The organism is Imperialibacter sp. EC-SDR9, assembly GCF_902498805.1.
GTDB lineage: Bacteria > Bacteroidota > Bacteroidia > Cytophagales > Cyclobacteriaceae > Imperialibacter.
The window spans coordinates 174,672-191,987 of record NZ_LR701581.1 but is presented as its reverse complement, the minus strand read 5'-3'; the positions used below and the strand labels follow the sequence as shown (position 1 = coordinate 191,987).

At 47.8% G+C, this 17,316-nt stretch carries 15 protein-coding genes; 5 read left to right on the top strand and 10 right to left on the bottom strand.

All coding sequences use genetic code 11. From position 1 onward, the window contains the following. Positions 1-52: 52 nt before the first annotated feature. Genes GC130_RS11260 through GC130_RS11250 form a run of 3 tightly spaced genes read right to left on the bottom strand, consistent with a single transcriptional unit; the run spans position 53 to position 4,446 of the window. Positions 53-1,375: an AarF/ABC1/UbiB kinase family protein gene (locus tag GC130_RS11260; protein WP_151998401.1), complete on the bottom strand. Its 1,323-nt coding sequence runs from the start codon at positions 1,373-1,375 to the stop codon at positions 53-55. Positions 1,376-1,379: 4 nt separating this feature from the next. Further along, entirely contained in the window at positions 1,380-2,063 is a 684-nt protein-coding gene (locus tag GC130_RS11255) for a TetR family transcriptional regulator C-terminal domain-containing protein (RefSeq protein WP_151998400.1), read from the bottom strand. 52 nt (positions 2,064-2,115) lie between these two features. Next, positions 2,116-4,446, bottom strand: coding sequence for a response regulator (locus GC130_RS11250; protein ID WP_193217834.1), 2,331 nt, complete (start codon positions 4,444-4,446; stop codon positions 2,116-2,118). Positions 4,447-4,647: 201 nt separating this feature from the next. Here GC130_RS11250 and GC130_RS11245 point away from each other — a divergent pair, with 201 nt between their 5' ends. Then, positions 4,648-5,319: a GNAT family N-acetyltransferase gene (locus GC130_RS11245; protein WP_226940440.1), complete on the top strand. Its 672-nt coding sequence runs from the start codon at positions 4,648-4,650 to the stop codon at positions 5,317-5,319. 2 nt (positions 5,320-5,321) lie between these two features. Here GC130_RS11245 and GC130_RS11240 read toward each other — a convergent pair whose 3' ends face one another. Beyond that, positions 5,322-7,730: a penicillin acylase family protein gene (locus GC130_RS11240; RefSeq protein ID WP_151998398.1), complete on the bottom strand. Its 2,409-nt coding sequence runs from the start codon at positions 7,728-7,730 to the stop codon at positions 5,322-5,324. A gap of 93 nt (positions 7,731-7,823) precedes the next feature. Between GC130_RS11240 and GC130_RS11235 the strand changes: the two genes are divergently transcribed. Continuing rightward, positions 7,824-8,513 carry a nitroreductase family protein gene (locus tag GC130_RS11235; protein ID WP_151998397.1) on the top strand — a complete coding sequence of 230 codons (690 nt, stop codon included), beginning with the start codon at positions 7,824-7,826 and terminating at the stop codon, positions 8,511-8,513. Here the strand turns inward: GC130_RS11235 and GC130_RS11230 are convergent. Continuing rightward, on the bottom strand, positions 8,507-9,025 hold the full coding sequence (locus GC130_RS11230; RefSeq protein WP_151998396.1) for a hypothetical protein: 519 nt from the start codon (positions 9,023-9,025) through the stop codon (positions 8,507-8,509). The two genes, GC130_RS11235 and GC130_RS11230, sit on opposite strands and share 7 nt — an antisense overlap. A gap of 144 nt (positions 9,026-9,169) precedes the next feature. On the opposite strand from GC130_RS11230, the gene GC130_RS11225 reads away from it, so the two are divergent. Next, a complete protein-coding gene (locus GC130_RS11225) occupies positions 9,170-9,814 on the top strand; it encodes a hypothetical protein (protein WP_151998395.1) in 645 nt (214 codons plus the stop codon). Here GC130_RS11225 and GC130_RS11220 read toward each other — a convergent pair. Together GC130_RS11220 and GC130_RS11215 are read right to left on the bottom strand one after the other, a co-directional pair. Beyond that, complete coding sequence (locus tag GC130_RS11220; RefSeq protein WP_151998394.1) at positions 9,774-10,496, bottom strand: lysoplasmalogenase; 723 nt, start codon at positions 10,494-10,496, stop codon at positions 9,774-9,776. The genes GC130_RS11225 and GC130_RS11220 overlap by 41 nt on opposite strands. A gap of 30 nt (positions 10,497-10,526) precedes the next feature. Further along, positions 10,527-11,711, bottom strand: coding sequence for an MFS transporter (locus tag GC130_RS11215; protein WP_151998393.1), 1,185 nt, complete (start codon positions 11,709-11,711; stop codon positions 10,527-10,529). A 207-nt stretch (positions 11,712-11,918) separates the two neighbouring features. Here GC130_RS11215 and GC130_RS11210 point away from each other — a divergent pair, with 207 nt between their 5' ends. Beyond that, positions 11,919-12,113 (top strand): hypothetical protein, encoded by a 195-nt coding sequence (locus GC130_RS11210; RefSeq protein ID WP_151998392.1) that lies wholly within the window; start codon positions 11,919-11,921, stop codon positions 12,111-12,113. Then, a complete protein-coding gene (locus GC130_RS11205) occupies positions 12,103-12,435 on the top strand; it encodes a type II toxin-antitoxin system RelE/ParE family toxin (RefSeq protein WP_151998391.1) in 333 nt (110 codons plus the stop codon). Before GC130_RS11210 ends, GC130_RS11205 begins: the two co-directional genes overlap by 11 nt. Before the next feature lie 126 nt (positions 12,436-12,561). Here GC130_RS11205 and prfB read toward each other — a convergent pair. The 3 genes from prfB to GC130_RS11190 all read right to left on the bottom strand — a co-directional run bounded on the left by prfB (position 12,562) and on the right by GC130_RS11190 (position 17,253). After that, positions 12,562-13,645, bottom strand: a protein-coding gene (gene prfB, locus GC130_RS11200; protein WP_151998390.1) for a peptide chain release factor 2 whose coding sequence is annotated in 2 segments (ribosomal slippage) — positions 12,562-13,584 and positions 13,586-13,645 — 1,083 coding nt in all. Because the reading frame shifts where the segments join, the coding sequence is not laid out codon by codon here. 113 nt (positions 13,646-13,758) lie between these two features. After that, the gene (locus tag GC130_RS11195; protein WP_151998389.1) at positions 13,759-14,823 is read right to left on the bottom strand and encodes a branched-chain amino acid aminotransferase; all 1,065 of its coding nucleotides are present in this window, start codon (positions 14,821-14,823) and stop codon (positions 13,759-13,761) included. A 237-nt stretch (positions 14,824-15,060) separates the two neighbouring features. Next, positions 15,061-17,253 (bottom strand): TIM-barrel domain-containing protein, encoded by a 2,193-nt coding sequence (locus tag GC130_RS11190; RefSeq protein WP_226940438.1) that lies wholly within the window; start codon positions 17,251-17,253, stop codon positions 15,061-15,063. Positions 17,254-17,316 lie beyond the last annotated feature (63 nt).

Below are 17,316 nucleotides of genomic sequence, written 5' to 3'. Positions count from 1 at the left end.
TACTGTATGAGGCTGACTTCCCCATCAATTCAATGTGACAAAGCGGAGTGCTTCACTTTACTAAAGAAGTCATCAGCCACTCCGGCTTGGTCGTCTTCACCTCCGCTCCCAGGTCGTGGAGCAGGTTATAGAGCCCAAAATAAGTCCTGTTGATGTACAACCCATGCCTCGAACCTCTCGGGTGTTTGGAGTTTTTGAATTCCTTGCGCTTAGAAATTCCTTCGCCAAGGTCGAAGATTTTCCTGAAGTACTCTTCGTCGGCAAAATCAAATGACTCTTTGTGAAAGGGAGCGCCCAATAATTGCATCATTTGCTTGAACACATCGATATACAGCGCTTTGTAGTCGGCCCGATCGTCTTCATATAGAAAGCACAGGTCGTGAAATGCCACCACCAGCTCCTCTTCTTTCCAGAGCAAGTCTTCCCTCATCAGTTGAAAATAAGTCCTGTAAAAATCCTCAGGGATTACTTTCACACAGCCGAAGTCTATCACTCCCAGGCTGCCATTTTCCATCATTAGGAAGTTGCCAGGATGAGGGTCGGCATGCACCTGCAGGAGATTATGCACCTGATGGTTGTAGAAATCCCACATGGCCTGACCTATCTGGTTTCGCAGATTCTGTGAAGGATTGGTTTTCAAAAATTCTTTCAGGTGCAAACCCTGTAGCCAATCCATGGTCAAAATCCTTTCCGATGAAAGCTCGGAGTAATACCTGGGAAAGGTCAGGTTCGGTATATGAGCGCAAGCCTCAGAAATTTGCTTTGAACGCAACAGCTCCAACTTGTAGTCAGTTTCTTCCAGTAGGCGCTCCTCTACTTCTTCCATATAGTGATCCAGCTCCTGTTCGTTGAGCTTCACTAGCCTGAGGGCAAACGGCTTCACCAGCTTCAGATCCGACTTAACGCTGCCAGCCACTCCGGGATACTGCACCTTTACTGCAAACTCCTTGTCGCCAATCGTACCCTTGTGCACCTGGCCGATGGAGGCAGCATTCACCGCACTTTTTGAAAACGACTCGAATGCATCCGACGGAGACTTTCCAAGCTGCTCTTTAAAAGTTTTGACCACCAGCGGGTACGACAACGGAGGGGCGCTATACTGTGCCATGGAGAACTGGTTTTGATAAGCCGTCGGGAGGATATTCTTATCCATAGCCAGCATCTGAGCCACTTTCAGGGCACTTCCTTTGAGTTCGCTCAGCGAACCGTAAATATCTTCTGCGTTTGCCTGATCAAGATCCTCACGGGACGTATCGCCAGTAATGAAGCGCTTGGCGTAATGCTTGACATAGTTACCGCCTACCTTAGCGCCCGTACTTACAAACTTCGAGGCCCTCGCCACTTTCGAAGTGGGAATACTGGATTGTTCTTTCATTTGATCAGGCTTCCTTCTTCGATTGGTAAATAAACTTGGCCAGGTCTAGCAATGAATCCACAGCCCCCCGCCCCATGAGGTCAAAAGCCAGGTTGACGGCCTTTTCTATCGCAGCATCCGTTTTCTCAAAGCCTTTGCTCTCGTCTTTGTGCCAAAAATTTAGAATAAACAAAGTTTGTACCCACATGGCTTCGCCATATCTGTCGCTGATAAAAGGTCGGTTCGCTATTTCGTCTGTGTCCTTTCCTTCAATCACAAGATTATTGGCCCAGGAAAGAAATTCGGATTTAAATGCCTTGAGGAAATAAGGCGTTGTGGTGGGGTGCTTCACAGCTTGCATCTGCCACAGGATATAGCTCCTGTTCCGCTTCAGCTCCTCAATCAGGGTGTAGTAGAACGCTAAAAGCTTCTCCCTGACAGAGTACTCTTCGTAAACCTTTTCTGATTCAATAGCCTGGATAGTGGAGTTGACAAAGTCATGCCAGATGCCTTTTTCAATAGACTCAAATGAATTGTAAAACTCATACAAGTCTTCTTCCTTCAGCTTGAGCGACTTTGCAAACAAAAAAAAGGAAGATGGTGCTGCGCCATTTTCCAATACGTGATCTTTGTATTTGGCTCTGATGTCAGCACTTTGAGGTTTTTTAGCTCCAGTTTTTGCTTTGGGAGACTTAGCTTCTTTTTCCATAGCATCATAACCAGTTTTTCACCTAAATGGTTAGCTATGGAGTGAAAAAAAATTATTGGTCTATGACGCTGTTTGTTATGTATTTGTTCACCTTCTTTTTCAAATCCTCCGGATCAAACGGTTTTATGATATGGTCGTTCATACCGAACCGCTTTACCTTATCCCGGTCTTCCATCATGGTAGAGGCCGTGAGGGCAATAATGGGCGTATTAATTCCGAGCGCCCTTATTTGTCTCGAAGCTTCATAGCCATCCATGACAGGCATTTGCAAGTCCATCAAAATCAGATCGAACTTTTTATTCTTGACTTTGTCAACAGCCTCAGCGCCGTTGGCCGCTATTTCGATGCCAAATTCCCATTTCTTCAAAAACTTCTGTGCTACCAGCACATTGACTTTGTTGTCCTCAACAAGAAGAATATTCGCTCCTTTATTCCCTGATTCAACTCCATCCGCCTGCGCTTCATCCTCTTCTACGGCGTGATCCACAGTTTCAAACCTTTGAATAAAGTAAAACTCTGAGCCCTTTCCTTTCTCGCTGTTGAGACCGAGTTGTACGCCCTGAAGGTTAAGCAACCTTCTGGTAATTGTTAAACCGAGCCCGGTCCCTCCATATTCTCTGGTCACCGAGGTGCTCGCCTGAGTGAAGCTGTCAAATATTTTCTGCTGGTCGGCCATGGAAATACCTATGCCCGTGTCCTTTATTGCAAACCGGAGTGTTATATGGTCTTCATCTCTGTCCAATTCGTTCACCATTAACTCAATTCCACCTTCTTTGGTGAATTTCAGGGCGTTGCTGATCAAATTGCTCAACACCTGACTTGTCCTTGTCGAATCACAGAGAATAGACTGAGTTATCGTTTCATCAACCGACACCTTAATATAAAGACCCCGCTCGTCGGCTATTCTTTCAAAAACCTGTTTCAAGCGGGATGTCAGCTGCCTGATGTTGACAGGCATTTTCTCAAATTCTATCCTGTTCGCTTCAATTTTATTGAGATCGAGGATATCGTTGAGGATCACAAGCAAGTTCTCAGCAGAAAATTTGAGTGTATTGAGTGCTTCTTTGTGTTCCTTTTTTGGTTTGTCACCAATCATATAGTTGGTTAATCCTATTACGGCATTCATTGGCGTTCTGATTTCATGCGACATCATCGAAAGGAAGTCAGACTTGGTTCTCGACGCCTCCTCCGCCTCTTCCTTGGCTACCCGCAAAGACCTTGTCACTCTGAAGAACATGTTCAACGACTGAAAGAAAAAGAATGAAATAAACCCAATGAACGTAAGGAGTCTGTTTTCGGGCTCCAGTGCCAGGTAAACATATATTTTGTAGATAAACACAAGCAGCACTACCATGGTGCTAGCCAAAGCATAATTGGCTCCGTCCCGATTAAACCTGGCAGCAGCAGCATACACGTAGGAAACGTAGGCAATCACAGCGACCATTACGAATAAATAGGGCTCCACAAAAAGTGTGAAAATGGTGCTGGGCAAAACAAGGGTCAACAGGCTCAGTATGCCAGAAATACCTGCAAACCCACCCAAAATAATCAGGTTGCCGTCTTTTGGAAAAAGGGTGTAGGAGTAGATAGCAAACAATGAAGGCGCCAAAAACAGAGCCAGGTACTCAAAATGCAAGGTCACAATCCAGGGAATATCAGGATACAGAATGTGCAGCGCATAATTATCGGCACCGAAAAACCGGTAGCTGAATACCAGACAAAAAAGACCGAAAGCGATTATGTAGTTTTCTTTTTGCCCAAACAGGTAAAGCCCCAGGAAGAAAAGACCAGCCATAATCAGGCAACCGGAGAGCAACAGGTCGTAGCTGATATTGAAGAGGCTGTCATGCGTAATTCTATCCCGTGCTCCCAATATAATGGGTTCCCGGGCTCCTCCTTTCGAGTGATGAAAATTGGAGATATGGAGCACTAACTCCAGGGTATCAGAACTGGGAAGAATTCTCAGGGTTTTGGGAATCCAATGAGGCTCCGAAGTTTCTTTGGTGTTGCCCACCACGCCATTTTCTCCCAACAGTTGACCGTCGACATACAGATCGTAGTCACTGTAGAAGTGACTAATGGCAATAGACAACGGCGGAGTTTGTTGTGGCAGGAGCAACTTGACCCTGTAGGTGGCAAAGCCCTGACTCGACAGTTCTACTCCACCAGCAGTTTTTGAATCGTTCCAGAGCTTGGGGAACATGAAGTAATCAGGCTCTGGAGTAGCGTATTTGAACTGCTCTGGCGTTATCAATCTTTCCCAATAAAACTCCCACTCGCCCTCAAGTTGTGCTTTCCCCTGGGAAAAATCGAATTCCCTAAGGTCAATAATACCCCTCTCCACTTCCCGGGCCTGTGCCCCAAAAGAAAGTACAACAAACAAACAAAAGAATTTGACCAGGCTCCGCATCGCTCGAAAATACACCGCAATTTATGTATTTATAGTGGCGCACCGATAGTGCTGTAATATTTTATAGGTTTTCGACATTTTCCAGACACCGCATACGATCATAAACGATTTCAATTAGCCCCAAAAAGGTTAATTAGACAAGTATCATAGCAAACTTTCACATAGATAGCTTTTATGAAAATTGGCAAAAAGCTTACATTTGACTTGTTTGATTTTTTTTCAATATCGTCTATCCAATTGATGAAGTCGGCTCCTGCAGAATACCCACCAGTCCCGGTAACCTTAGAGGGTGAGTATGTAATCGTTCAACCCATGCTTGCCGAACATCTTGCCGACCTTTGTGACGCTGCCAAAGATGGTGAACTCTGGAAACTTTGGTATACGCTGGTGCCATCACCCGAAACGATGGAAGCATGGATTCAAAAAGCTTTTAAGGAGCAGGCCGACAAAACCTGCCTGCCTTTTGTGATTTACAGCAAGGCGCATCAAAAGATAGTTGGAACTACCCGTTTCCTGAGGATTGAGAAAACCGTACATCGACTGGAAATAGGATCCACCTGGTATGCAAAGTCTGTTCAGCGCACTGTGATTAACACCGAATGCAAGCATTTACTCCTTACACACGCTTTTGAAAACCTGAAATGCATTGCTGTGGAGTTTCGAACACACAGAATGAATACAGCATCAAGGGCAGCCATCGAGCGGCTTGGCGCTCAACTTGACGGCATTTTCAGAAACCATTATGTTATGCCCAACGGTACCATGAGAGACACCGCCGTTTATAGTATCCTTGATACCGAATGGCCCGCAGTAAAAAGCGGGCTGGAGTACAAACTGGGTAAATAGCCTTACCGGGGGCTCATTTTATAGCTTTCTTCAGCCACTTTCATGATCATCTCTTTCGAATAGTAAACCGGAAAATATTTATCATTAGCCCAAAGATCAAAAAGGTTTTTGTAGTATTTGCTGTCAGGGTCGCCCGACTGCCCGGGTGAATTGATGCCCATCGACCGATCCCAGCTTTGGGTGTCCATAATAATGCGAAATGTGGCACCATGGGTTTGATTGTCGCCTGATCCGGTCACGCCTGGCGTTAGGTGGTAGCCTCCCCGTGGTGCGGGGCCAACATCCAATTTTTTCCTTATATCAGCAGAAACCGCCTCACTCATGGGGTGTTTAATTACAACATGATGGTTCTTTTCCTGGCCATATTGCCACTTGTGTTGATCTCTTCCCAGTTTTTGCTCAAGTTGAGCAATGGCCACCGACAGAGATGAAACCAACAGGTCGTCCCTTCCCTTGATGGGATCGCTGCCAAAAACCGGCGGCGGCGCTTGCAACCAGCCGATGACCTTAAACATGGAAAGTCCCGAAATATGCGCCCTAGCCTCGAGCGGAATCATCAACACCTTCATTCTCGCATTGATCTCCTTTTCCCAGGCAGCGTAAATAGTAGCCGTTGTGGAATTCTTGTCGAGCACAAAATCCCAGGCCAGCAGTTTGTCTCTCGCTGCACTTATTTTTGTATCAGAAATAGACAGATTTTTCAACATAGGCACGATTTCCCTTGCCGGAAGCGCCAGATAGTCCGTTTGCATGGCAGCCATGTCCCCCAGGCTCAGCACCCTACCCGAAGCAATGATCTCCTTCAGCCTGTCGCCCCTGTACCCATCACCCCAATCAAAAGTAATTACCTCAGGAAACTCATAATCGGTTTTGGTAAGGTTCTCATTGGCGGTAATCACGTAGCCTTCCACCGGATTGTAGCTATGAGGCTTGGCTTTGATTGGCAAGTATCCTCCCCACTCGTAGCGGCCGTCGCCAGGCACTGGCACCATGCCGCTGAAGTTTTTACGAATGGGAGCAATGCCCACAGCCTGCCATCCGATGTTTCCTTTGCGATCGGCCCAAATCATGTTCTCTCCGGGAATATGGCTGTAACCGCAAGCCTCTCTGAATTCCTCCCAGGTTTTGGCCTGATCCATTCTCAAGCTGGCAAGGTAGGGTGCCCCGCCCACTTCCTGCCATCCGCAACGCACCGCATAAGCCACGTGTTTGTCTGCTTTCTCAAACACCACCGGTCCGTGGCGGGTATACTTCAAATCAACGGTAACATCCGGGCGATCTTTCACTTTTATCGTCTCGCTGATGATCTTCATGTCTTCCCAGCCACCGTTGTATTTGTATTGACTGGGGTTGTTCGGATTTGTTTCATACACATACAAATCTTCGCTATCGTTGGTAAACACCGTGAGCCCCCAGGCACCAAACTCATTGTGGCCAATCGAAATGCCGGGAATCTCAGGCTCACCAGCCCCTATCACATTCCAGCCCGGCGCTACCAAGTGCGACCAGTATCGAAGTGATGGTGCCGCCAGTCCACGGTGCGGGTCGTTGGCCAGCATGGGGTAGCCGCTCTGAGTACGCTCGCCACTCACCACCCAATTGTTACTACCAACGGCGTTTCTGAGTTCCTGCCTGTCAAGCGTAAAGTCCTCTTCCCATTTGGCTGCCAGCTTGCTGTACTTCTCCATGCCTTCCCTGGCGCTGGCTTGCACATCTGAGGGTTGAAATTTGACAGATTTCCGATAAGCATTATAAAGCTCAAGGATATCTTCGGTCAGCAGCGACTGGTCGATAACCGGGTCCATATTCAAATCGGGATCGAACGGATGATAGTACTCTATTTCCTTAAACTTTTCGGCTCCAATCGCCGCCACGGCCCGGGCAGCTTTCAGCTCGTTGCCGATATTCCCCAACAACCCCTGATGCCTGGAAATAACTACTTCGGGTGTCCAAGGCTGTGGTTTTGTCTTCAAGAGTTGAAACTCGACAGGCAGTTTATCAGGAGCTGCATTAGCTTCGGCGATATAGGTATTTACCCCATCTACAAAAGCGGTAATGATTTCCTCACCTCTTTCATGATAGTGGTTCATTTCTTCTTTCATGTTTCCCCGAAACTTAAAGAGCCTCGTACCTATGTCTCGTTTTATTTCCCGTTCTCCCAGCAGTTCAGCTACTGTACCAGTGGCCTGCCTTCGCCAAATTTCAAACTGAAAAAGGCGATCTTTGGCGGCCATGTAGCCCTGGGTAAAAAAGAGGTCGTGCTCATTCTCAGCATAAATATGGTTGATACCCCAGGGGTCACGGTATACCTCTACTTTATCCTGCAGCCCGGAAACTGTTAGTTGTTGAGCATGCGATGTAAAGAAGCTGAAAAGCAATAAGAAGGACGAGGTGGCTAATTTTTTTAACATCAATTCTGAGGTTTACGATTGGTTGTCTAGATTTGAGAAGGTATAAAAATTAAGCCCGACAAGAGGCTGCATTTTTTTATAAAGGCCAAAAAGATGACTGAGGAGACAATAAAAGTTATAGACGGATACGAGCATGTGCAGTACCATCCGAGGGCATTTACCCCGGATATCACCTTGCAAAAGAGCCTGCACTTTTATCAGGACATGGACTTGCGGCGAACCGTCAGGGATTTCTCAGACAAACCGGTTGATCGGGCAGTGATCGAAAATATCATAAAAACCGCCTCTACAGCACCTTCCGGGGCACATAAGCAACCCTGGACATTCTGTGCCATTTCAAACCCAGCGATCAAAAAGGAAATAAGAAAAGCAGCCGAACAGGAAGAATACGAGAGCTACCATGGCCGCATGAGCGAACGCTGGCTGAAAGACCTCGCACCTATAGGCACCAACTGGAGCAAACCCTTTCTGGAAACGGCTCCGTGGATAGTCGTTGTGTTTAAGAAGGCGTACGATAAAGACACTGAGGGAGAAAAAATCAATAATTACTACGTGAACGAATCGGTGGGGATTGCCTGCGGGATGTTCATTACAGCGGTGCACATGGCTGGATTGGTGACACTGACACACACACCAAGCCCAATGAATTTTCTTTCGAAAATACTCGACAGGCCCGACAACGAAAGGCCCTATTTGTTACTACCTGTGGGTTATGCGGCCGATGAGGTGTATGTGCCTAAGCTGACAAGAAAGCCACTGGAGGAAGTGGCTAAATTTTATTGAGCAGGCTCCAGGCGCAAGGCCTCCTTGAAATCGAGCCCAAACTTCACTCTGTCATGCATATTCCTCATAATTCTTCTGGGGCCCACAATGGTCATGTTGTGGTTTTTGAATTTCACAGTAACTGTAACATTCTCCATCCATTGATTCAGAGAAACAATCCCACTGATCTCAGGATCGAAAACCATCACCTGGTCTTTATCTTTCCTCAACTCATAGCCTTCTTTCCGCATCGCTTCAGTGACCAGCTTGCCAAGCTTTCGCTTGGTGACATGGGTAACTTTCAGCGTTGAATGTCTGGTGATGTAAGCAATCCCACCGGCAAGAAAAAAGGGAAGAAGAATAAACCGATAGAGCCCCTGGCCGACAATGATTCCTTCAAGTGACTGGTCCATTAAGTAGCTCGCCAGAAGCGACAATCCTGCCAGAATAACTATTAACAGACTAAAAACCTTAACGAATACCTGGGGTTCGAATCGTCCTAGCGAATAAGTAATCTCCGGTTTTTTATCCATTCCTTGGGGCGTGTTAACGTGGCTGCAATAATAACTTTTGAAAATGACTTAATTCAATTTCATTTTCAATAAATCTTACAATAGGCGGCTACTATTTTGACAGAAAAGAGCATTCCAAGACAATAAATAGCTAACTTAGTTCTAATGAGGCCACTTCTCCCCTTCCTTATTTTAGCTGCCATGCTGGGTTGCGGACAAAAACGATCTGCCATTGACCCAACTGATAAAACTGGTTCATCTGTAAATGGTACGGCCTCATCACTTCCTGTCGCCAATCGCAAGACGGCCCTTGCCCTAAATGCCTATCGGGATGTCATCGATCTTACAGGCTACAAAGATCTGGGCAGTTTTCATTTTCGCAGGCTCCATTTCTACACCAGAAAGAATCCGGGGATCAAAATTGGCCCTGCCAACGTAGACGAAATCACGGCTTACTTTATCGATCGCTATGCAGTGAAAATCAGATACAAGCTGTCGGAAGACGTGGCTGCCTATCTGGTCGACTCACTGACTACAGACACCAAAAGGGTGCAAGACCTGAACCGGGACTGGTCGAAACAGCGGCAGATCAAATGGAACTACTTCAGCAAGATCATTACGTATCAAAACAAGTGCCCTGACGATGATCTCGCTCTGACACTGACCAATGAAATATGTGATAGCCCTTATTGGTTGTATGTTGAGCTTCCTGGCTACAAGAAAAAGGTAAAAGAGCTCAAAACCGTGGAGAGCGCCGTGCACGAATACCTCATCGACGCCCCTTCGGCGCAGGTTTCTTCGCCGGACTAGGCTCACCGTGATAGTGTGCCAATACTCCCTGAACAATCAGCGCCTGTGCCGCAATATACGTCACCATTACCCAAAATCCAGCCATGGGAAATGGCCCGACAAACTTACTTACCGCCAGCATAGAATCGGAGACGAGAAAGGCGATGGCGCCAAAAAATAAAAGGGAAAAACTCGTTTCGTTGGTTCTGTTTTTCCTGATCACCGCCATTAACAGCATGCCCACCAAGCAAGCACCGTAAAAAATAACCGGCACCTTGAGGCTGCCAAGGAAATTCCAGAGCGTATACAGCATGAAAAAGTAAAAGATAACAAGTAGACCCACACTAAATTTTGTGCGCCACTCCATCTTTCCTTTTGAAGGATTTTTAAGCTGGGCAAAATTGAATCCATACATGATCTGTGCTACAAGAAAAGCGCCCAGACCAAGCAGGAAATACATTTCCGCCTTTCCCTGATACATAAGCAATGAATCACCCAGCCAGCTAAAAACCAGCGCCGCCAGAATGCCTACCCTCACCGACTTGTCAACCGCCTTGCTACTCAACCAAAAATAAAAGGCCAGCAAGGGCATCAGCAACGGCTTGGTCCAGTGGATCAGGTCGGAGTTTTCAACGCCCACCGCCCACAGGTGCACACCTATCGAAAGAAGGAAAAGGACAGAGATCAGGTTTCGGGTGTTCATTGTCTGTGTTTTGGAACAAAGTAAATAAATCTACTGGCGCAGTTGGGAGGGAATCACGTCTTTTTTCTTACCAATGAGCTCTACAAAAACCCAACCCAGAAAGGCAACAAAGCCTACGAATGAAAACACATAGGGCATATGCGAAAAGTGGTTGCCGTAAAGCCATCCTGCCAGCAGTGCCCCCAAACCTATGCCCACTTCCAGGGCTATATACATGGTGGCAATGCCCCTGCCTCTGTGATGCTCATCGCTTAGGTCGATGGTCCAGGCGTAAATAGTGGGTGAGTTCATGCCCGTGCCGATGCCAAACAGCACAGCACCTGTCAAAAACTGCCATACACTGGTGGAAAAGCCGGTAGTGATCATGGCCGCCACAAGAAAGAAGATGGAGAAACGCAGCACAGCCACCCTTCCATACTTGTCCGACGCTTTGCCTGCAATGAACCTGATACCCAGAGAGGCTATTGTGAAAGTCGTGAAGTATAGACCTCGGTTTCCCATTCCCAAATAGTCGCTAAAGTCGGGTGCGAGGGTAAGCACAGCCCCGAAAGGCAGCATGGTGAGCAGCAAGGTAACTGAGGGATATAGCACCCTTGGTTCATATACGTCAGCCCAGTTTATTTTCAGGTGATCAGGGCGAAATTTCTCCCTATTGGCCAGCGTCTCTCTCATGCCAGCCAGTATAACCACTGACAACAGCGCCATCAGTGAAGAGGTGTAGAACATGGTGTTCAGCGAAGCAGCTGAGGCGATGTAGGAGCCTATAGCAGGCCCGATGGCCATCCCCATGCTGCCAAAGAGGCCAAAAATGCCCATGGCTTCTCCCCTTTTCAGCAGCGGCGCAATGTCTCCTACATAGGCTGCCGTGCCAGTAGGTTTAAAACCTGTTGAAAAACCATGAAAGAAACGAAGCAACAAGAAAGCCCATACCACGGTGACATGGGGATATACCAGCGCCGCCAATCCGCTAACCGTAGCGCCGAATACCATCACGGGTACTCGCCCTACCTTATCGGCCAGCTTGCCACTGAATGGACGGCTGAGGCCGGCTGTGAGGGTAAAAACCGAAATGATAAGACCCTTGTAATCGCCACCGCCAATGGAGGTCAGGAAGGCCGGTAGCTCCGGGATGATCATATTGAAGCTGCTGAAGAAAAGGAGACTACTGAAACACAATAGCATAAACTGCCATGTGTATATCTTTTGCTGGGTCATAGAAAAAATCGACGGGTAAAGGTAGAGCCTTCGGGAAGGTAATTCAAAAAAAAAGGCGGGTTTAGACGAATTGTTCCGGCGTGTAAGTGATGAGAACAGATATTTACTTAATCCATAAGCGGCAACACCAAGACTAGCGGCAAATCAAGATGTAACCCATGGGCGAAATAACGTACAAAATAGCTAACTTTGTGGAAACTAGCGGCCATGAAAGAGATCACACTTAAAATCAACGACAGTAAATTCAAAACTTTCGTAGAGTTTGTAAAGACCCTGGATTACGTTAGAATTGAAAACAACAAAAACCTTGAAGACCTCGAGAAAGGCCTTTTTGAGTTGAAGCAAATTCAGGATGGTAAGCTTAAATCCAGGCCTGTGGAAGACTTGCTGAATGAGCTATAGTGTTGAAACCATTCCTCATTTCGATAAGCATGCCAAGAAGCTTTCGAAAAAATATAACTCCCTTAAATCCGACTTGGCCTCACTGGTCTCTACATTAAAAGGCAACCCTTTTTATGGCACGGATCTGGGCCATGGGCTTTATAAAATACGCCTGGCCATTACCGCCAAAGGGAAAGGGAAATCCGGTGGAGCAAGAGTAATCACATACGTGAAAGTTATTCAGAAGACCATCTATCTGGTGTCAATATATGATAAAGGGAAACTTGAATCGATTGCCAGAAAAGAGATTCTGGAGCTATTAAAGAAAACAGGTCTTATTTAAGTCAGGCTACTTCAAGAACTAACTCAACTCTAGTCGGCGGGCTGTTCAAAAAATGGATCGGTTTATGAGAATAAGCAATTTTCCGGCCATGGAGACACGTGCCGGAACATTTCAAGCTTCTGACTACTAAGCCTCCTGCCCCATCAAAAACGCTTTGATGTAGTCGTCGAGATCGCCGTCGAGTACATTCTGCACGTCGGTGCGCTCCACGCCGGTGCGGGCATCCTTGATCAGTTTGTAAGGGTGCAGCACGTAGTTGCGGATTTGCGAGCCAAAGTCGACCCGCATCTTACCGGCTTCCACCTTGTCACGCACGGCATTGCGCTTCTCCACCTCCATCTGATACAGCCTTGACTTCAGCATTTGCATGGCCAGCTCTCTGTTGGCCAGCTGCGACCGCTCGACCTGACACACCACCACAATGCCCGTGGGCTTGTGGGTCAGCTGCACCTTGGTTTCCACCTTGTTCACGTTCTGACCACCCGCACCACCTGATCGGGACGTATGCAGCTCCACATCGGCAGGATTGATTTCAATCTGAATGCTGTCGTCGGCTACCGGGTACACATAAATGGAAGCAAAAGACGTATGCCTTCTTCCGCCCGAATCGAAGGGTGAAATGCGCACCAAACGGTGCACGCCCGTTTCGGCCTTCAGGTAGCCATAAGCAAACTGGCCTTCAAACTCCAGCGTGGCAGACTTCAACCCGGCTGTTTCACCTGGCGTGTAGTCTACCTGCCTCACTTTGTAACCATGCTTCTCTCCCCACATGATGTACATCCGCATGAGGATTTCCGCCCAGTCGTTGCTCTCAGTTCCACCTGCACCTGGATTAATCTCGAGCATGGCGCTCAGCTGGTCTTCTTCGCCACTGAGCATCTTCTTCAACTCTACTTCTTCCAGCTGCGCAGAGACTTTTTTGTACTCCGCATCAACCTCCTCCATCTCAGCCTCGTCGGCATTATAGAATTCATACAGGGTTTCCACATCTTCCAGAGAAGTTTTCACTTCTTCATAGGCGTCGGTCCACACCTTCTGTAGCCTGATTTCTTTCAACAGTTTTTCAGCTTCACTGGGTTTGTCCCAGAAGCCCGGCAGCACCGTCAGCGCCTCATTGTCTTCTACTTCACGTTTGCGGTTATCGTAGTCAAAGATACCCCCTCAAAGCCGCTACCCTGGCTTTCACGTCTTTCAACTGTTCTATTGTCATGGTGTTATTTGTTTTCCACTGTTAGTAAGTTCGCCTGTTTTCTTAAGACACTGGCAAATAAAAAATCCACCCCCTTCGAAAAAGCAGATGGATTTTGTGATATGTTACTATGGTCAGATTCTGTAAATCCAGCCGTGTGTGTCTTCTATTCTGCCGTACTTAATATCGTCAAGCGTTTTCAAAAGCCTGTTCGACAGCGTTCTTGACTCCTCTCCCGGCAGTTCCAGGTCGCCGTCTTCAAAACCAATGTGACTGATTTTGGCAATAGTTGCCGCTGTGCCCACACCAAACGCTTCGTTCACCTTACCGTCCAGCAGTGCCTGTTTCAACTCTTTCACATATACTTTGCGCTCCTCCACAGGATAGCCCCACTCTTTGGCCAGGGTGATCACGCTGTCTCTGGTCACCCCATCAAGGATGGTTTCTCCGGCTGGAGCTGTGCAAAGCACGCCGTCGATCAGGAAGAACACGTTCATGGTACCAGACTCCTCAAAGTATTCGTGCGTACCTGCGTTAGTCCATAGCAACTGGTCGTAACCTGCTTTCTGGCCCTGCACCATTGGGTACAACGCAGCGGCATAGTTACCAGCTGTTTTGGCGCTGCCGGTACCCCCGGGAGCAGCCCTTGTATATTTCGTTTCCACTTTCACCTTCACCGGCCTGGAGTAGTAAGCACCCGCAGGGCTCGTAAAAATGATGAATTGGTAAGTCAATGATGACCTGATACCTACGAATGGATCGTTGCCGAATACAAACGGGCGGATGTACAGCGAGGTACCCGGCTTGTTGGGCACCCAGTCTCTGTCGAGCTTCAGCAGCTCAGTAAGGGCACTCATGAACATCTCCTCAGGAATCTCAGGAATGCACATTCTTACGGCACTCTTGTTCAGTCGGGCCGCATTTTTGTCAGGACGGAAAATCAACACATCACCATTGTCTGCCTTGTACGCCTTCATGCCTTCAAAAATTGACTGGCCGTAGTGTAGCGTGGTGTTGGCTGGGCTCATGGAGAGGTTTCCATAAGGTACAATTCTCAGATCTGTCCACTGTCCATCGACATACTCTGCCATAAACATGTGGTCAGAGTAGCTCTTACCAAATTGAACATTATCCATGTCCAGTTCTTTGATTCTGGACTTCGCCACCTGGGTGATCGGAAATTGAAGGGTATCTATCATGGCCTCAACCTATTATTGAAAAAGTAAAATTAGAAATTTAATCTCTAAACGATGGTATAACGGGCAGGAAGAATCTTTGGTTTTTTCAAAAAATTTGGGGCAGGGTGCAATTAAGCGTGCCAGTTTCTTATTCAATGGGGCCATCAGCGTACTTCACTGACACAAGCGTTCGCATGTACTGTGGTTCTTGTGGTTAAACCCACAACCACACTGCGTCTGACAAAGCACGATTTGAAATCACCTCACAGTCATTAGCTGCCAATTTATACTCCCATAACCAAAGACATTACCTTCTATCCGTTTCTCACTCCCCATTTGGCCCTTTTCCGGGTCAGCTTTCAGCTCGGTCAACGAATAATCACCCTTTTCATAATTGAAGGTCTCGCCGTCATCGTCGTACAGCAGGAAGGCACCCGGCGCTTTGCCGTAATACCTCACTTGCAATGCTAGCTGCTCACCCGGCTTGGGCGCATGGAGCCGGGACTGGATCATGGGAATGATGCCGCCATCTTTCACAAAAAGCGGGATGGTGGCCAGCGCTGTTCTGATCTCAATCACTTCATTTTCGCCTGCATAGTCGCCTGTGTAAAAGTTGTACCATTTGCCTTGTGGCAGAATAACCGTTCGGGAAGTTTCACCTGTAAACACTGGAGCCACCAGCAGGTTATCACCAAACATAAACTGGTCTTTGATGTCTTTCCTGATAGCCAGGTTGTAGGGGTTGGCGGTGTCATCCAACTGCCCGGCTTTCACCTCTTCCTTTGCTCCAAAGCCTTCCACTAGTTGCATGGGTCGAACCGGTGGCGTGCCATTGAAATAATAGTCGGCAAATGTGGAGTAGATGTAGGGCAGCAGTTGCATCCTGAGCATGGCCACTTGCTGCACTTCTTCATACACCTCGGGGTACGACCACGGCTTGGTACCGCTCGACCACGCATTTACCATCGCCATGGGCGAAAAACACACCGACTGCATCCTGCGCAGCCATTCTTCACCTGTGTCGGACTGCCTTACTTCGGGCGTCCAGAGCACCCCAGAAAACCCAGAGTTGATAAGAGCCGTGATGAAATCCCGGTGGTCGTAGTAGTCGTTGTACAGCACAAAGGGAAGGCTGGCGGCTCCTGCATTGGAGGCCCTTACCAGTCCGTAAGTCCTTTGGTTATTTTTGTGGTACAGGTCGGCAATCATCTCCTGCATGAGCAGTCCATACACCTGCCGCATTTGCTCTGCGCTGGTGCCCGAAGGAAAAGTGGCAGCATCGGGCCAGAGCCAGTTATCGTAGCCATCCACTTCGTCTATTTTGAGCCCCGAGACGCCAATATCAAGCTGATGCGCATTGTAGGACTCCAAAAACACCTTTCTGGCAGCCTCCATGGTATAATCTGGCACGATGCCATTCCAAACCAAATGCGTGCCTGCATAGGGCAGCATAGGCTGGTACAACTTCGCTTTGGGTGCTATATAGGGGTTCATCCACAGGTTTGTTCTCACGCCCTGGCTCAGCAGTGCCTGCACAAACTTTTCCGGTTCAGGAAATCTGCCTTCGTCCCATTCATAAGAGCAGGGATACGACATGTTCATCCAGCCAGGCTCCAGCCCAATAAAGTCTAGCGGAAACTCGTTCTCTTCGAACTCCTGCACTTCGGCCAACACCTCCTCCGACGTATGCTGTGTATGGCTGCGGTAGGTAAAGCCCAGGCCCCACTTGGGCGGCAGGACTCCCCCACCCTGATAGAGGTTGTATTTCCTTATAGTATTGACGGGTGTCTCTCCATTGAAAACGATCACCTCCGCACTTTCGTCGGGAATAACGATTTCCACCACATCCGATTGGGGTTGGGCCTCCCAATTCTTTTCGGTGTTTCGGTCGTAGACATAAGGCTTATTTTCGCTGTCGAGCCTCACGTTGCTACCCACGTACACAGTCATGTAGCTGGCAGAGTTGATCAGCACACCATAGCCTTTGCTCGACACATAAAAAGGTACTGGTGCATGGGTCCTGCCATTGTCTTTGCCGCCGTAGTGGTCGACCTGCAAATGATAGATTTTTCCCCGCCGATTGACGCTTTTGAACTGTAGGCCCAGTCCATAAATCTGTTCATCGTCGTCGAGCGGCAGTTGGATCACTATTTTGTGATCGGATTTTGTGATGCGGATTCGTTCTTTGTCGAATGGAAAAACTGTGGCTGCGCCGACATTCAGTCTGGTAATGTTGGGAACCGCCCCGGCCGCACTCAGCAGATTGATCTTGTTTTTTTCACCGATGGAGTATTTCCAGACGCCGTTGGCTTGCTGCTGCCAGTCTTGCTTCTCAGGCTCCTCACAGGCGAAGCAAATAACTGAAATCGTGGCAAGTAGAAAGAAGTTTTTAAGGATCATGCAGGTTGGAAGGAATAAATGATGATAGATCAATGCGTTTACCCGTGACATTAGCGGCCAAAGGGTTAATTGCCAAAATGATACACCTCAATTTCAAAAAGCCCGGCTGTAGTA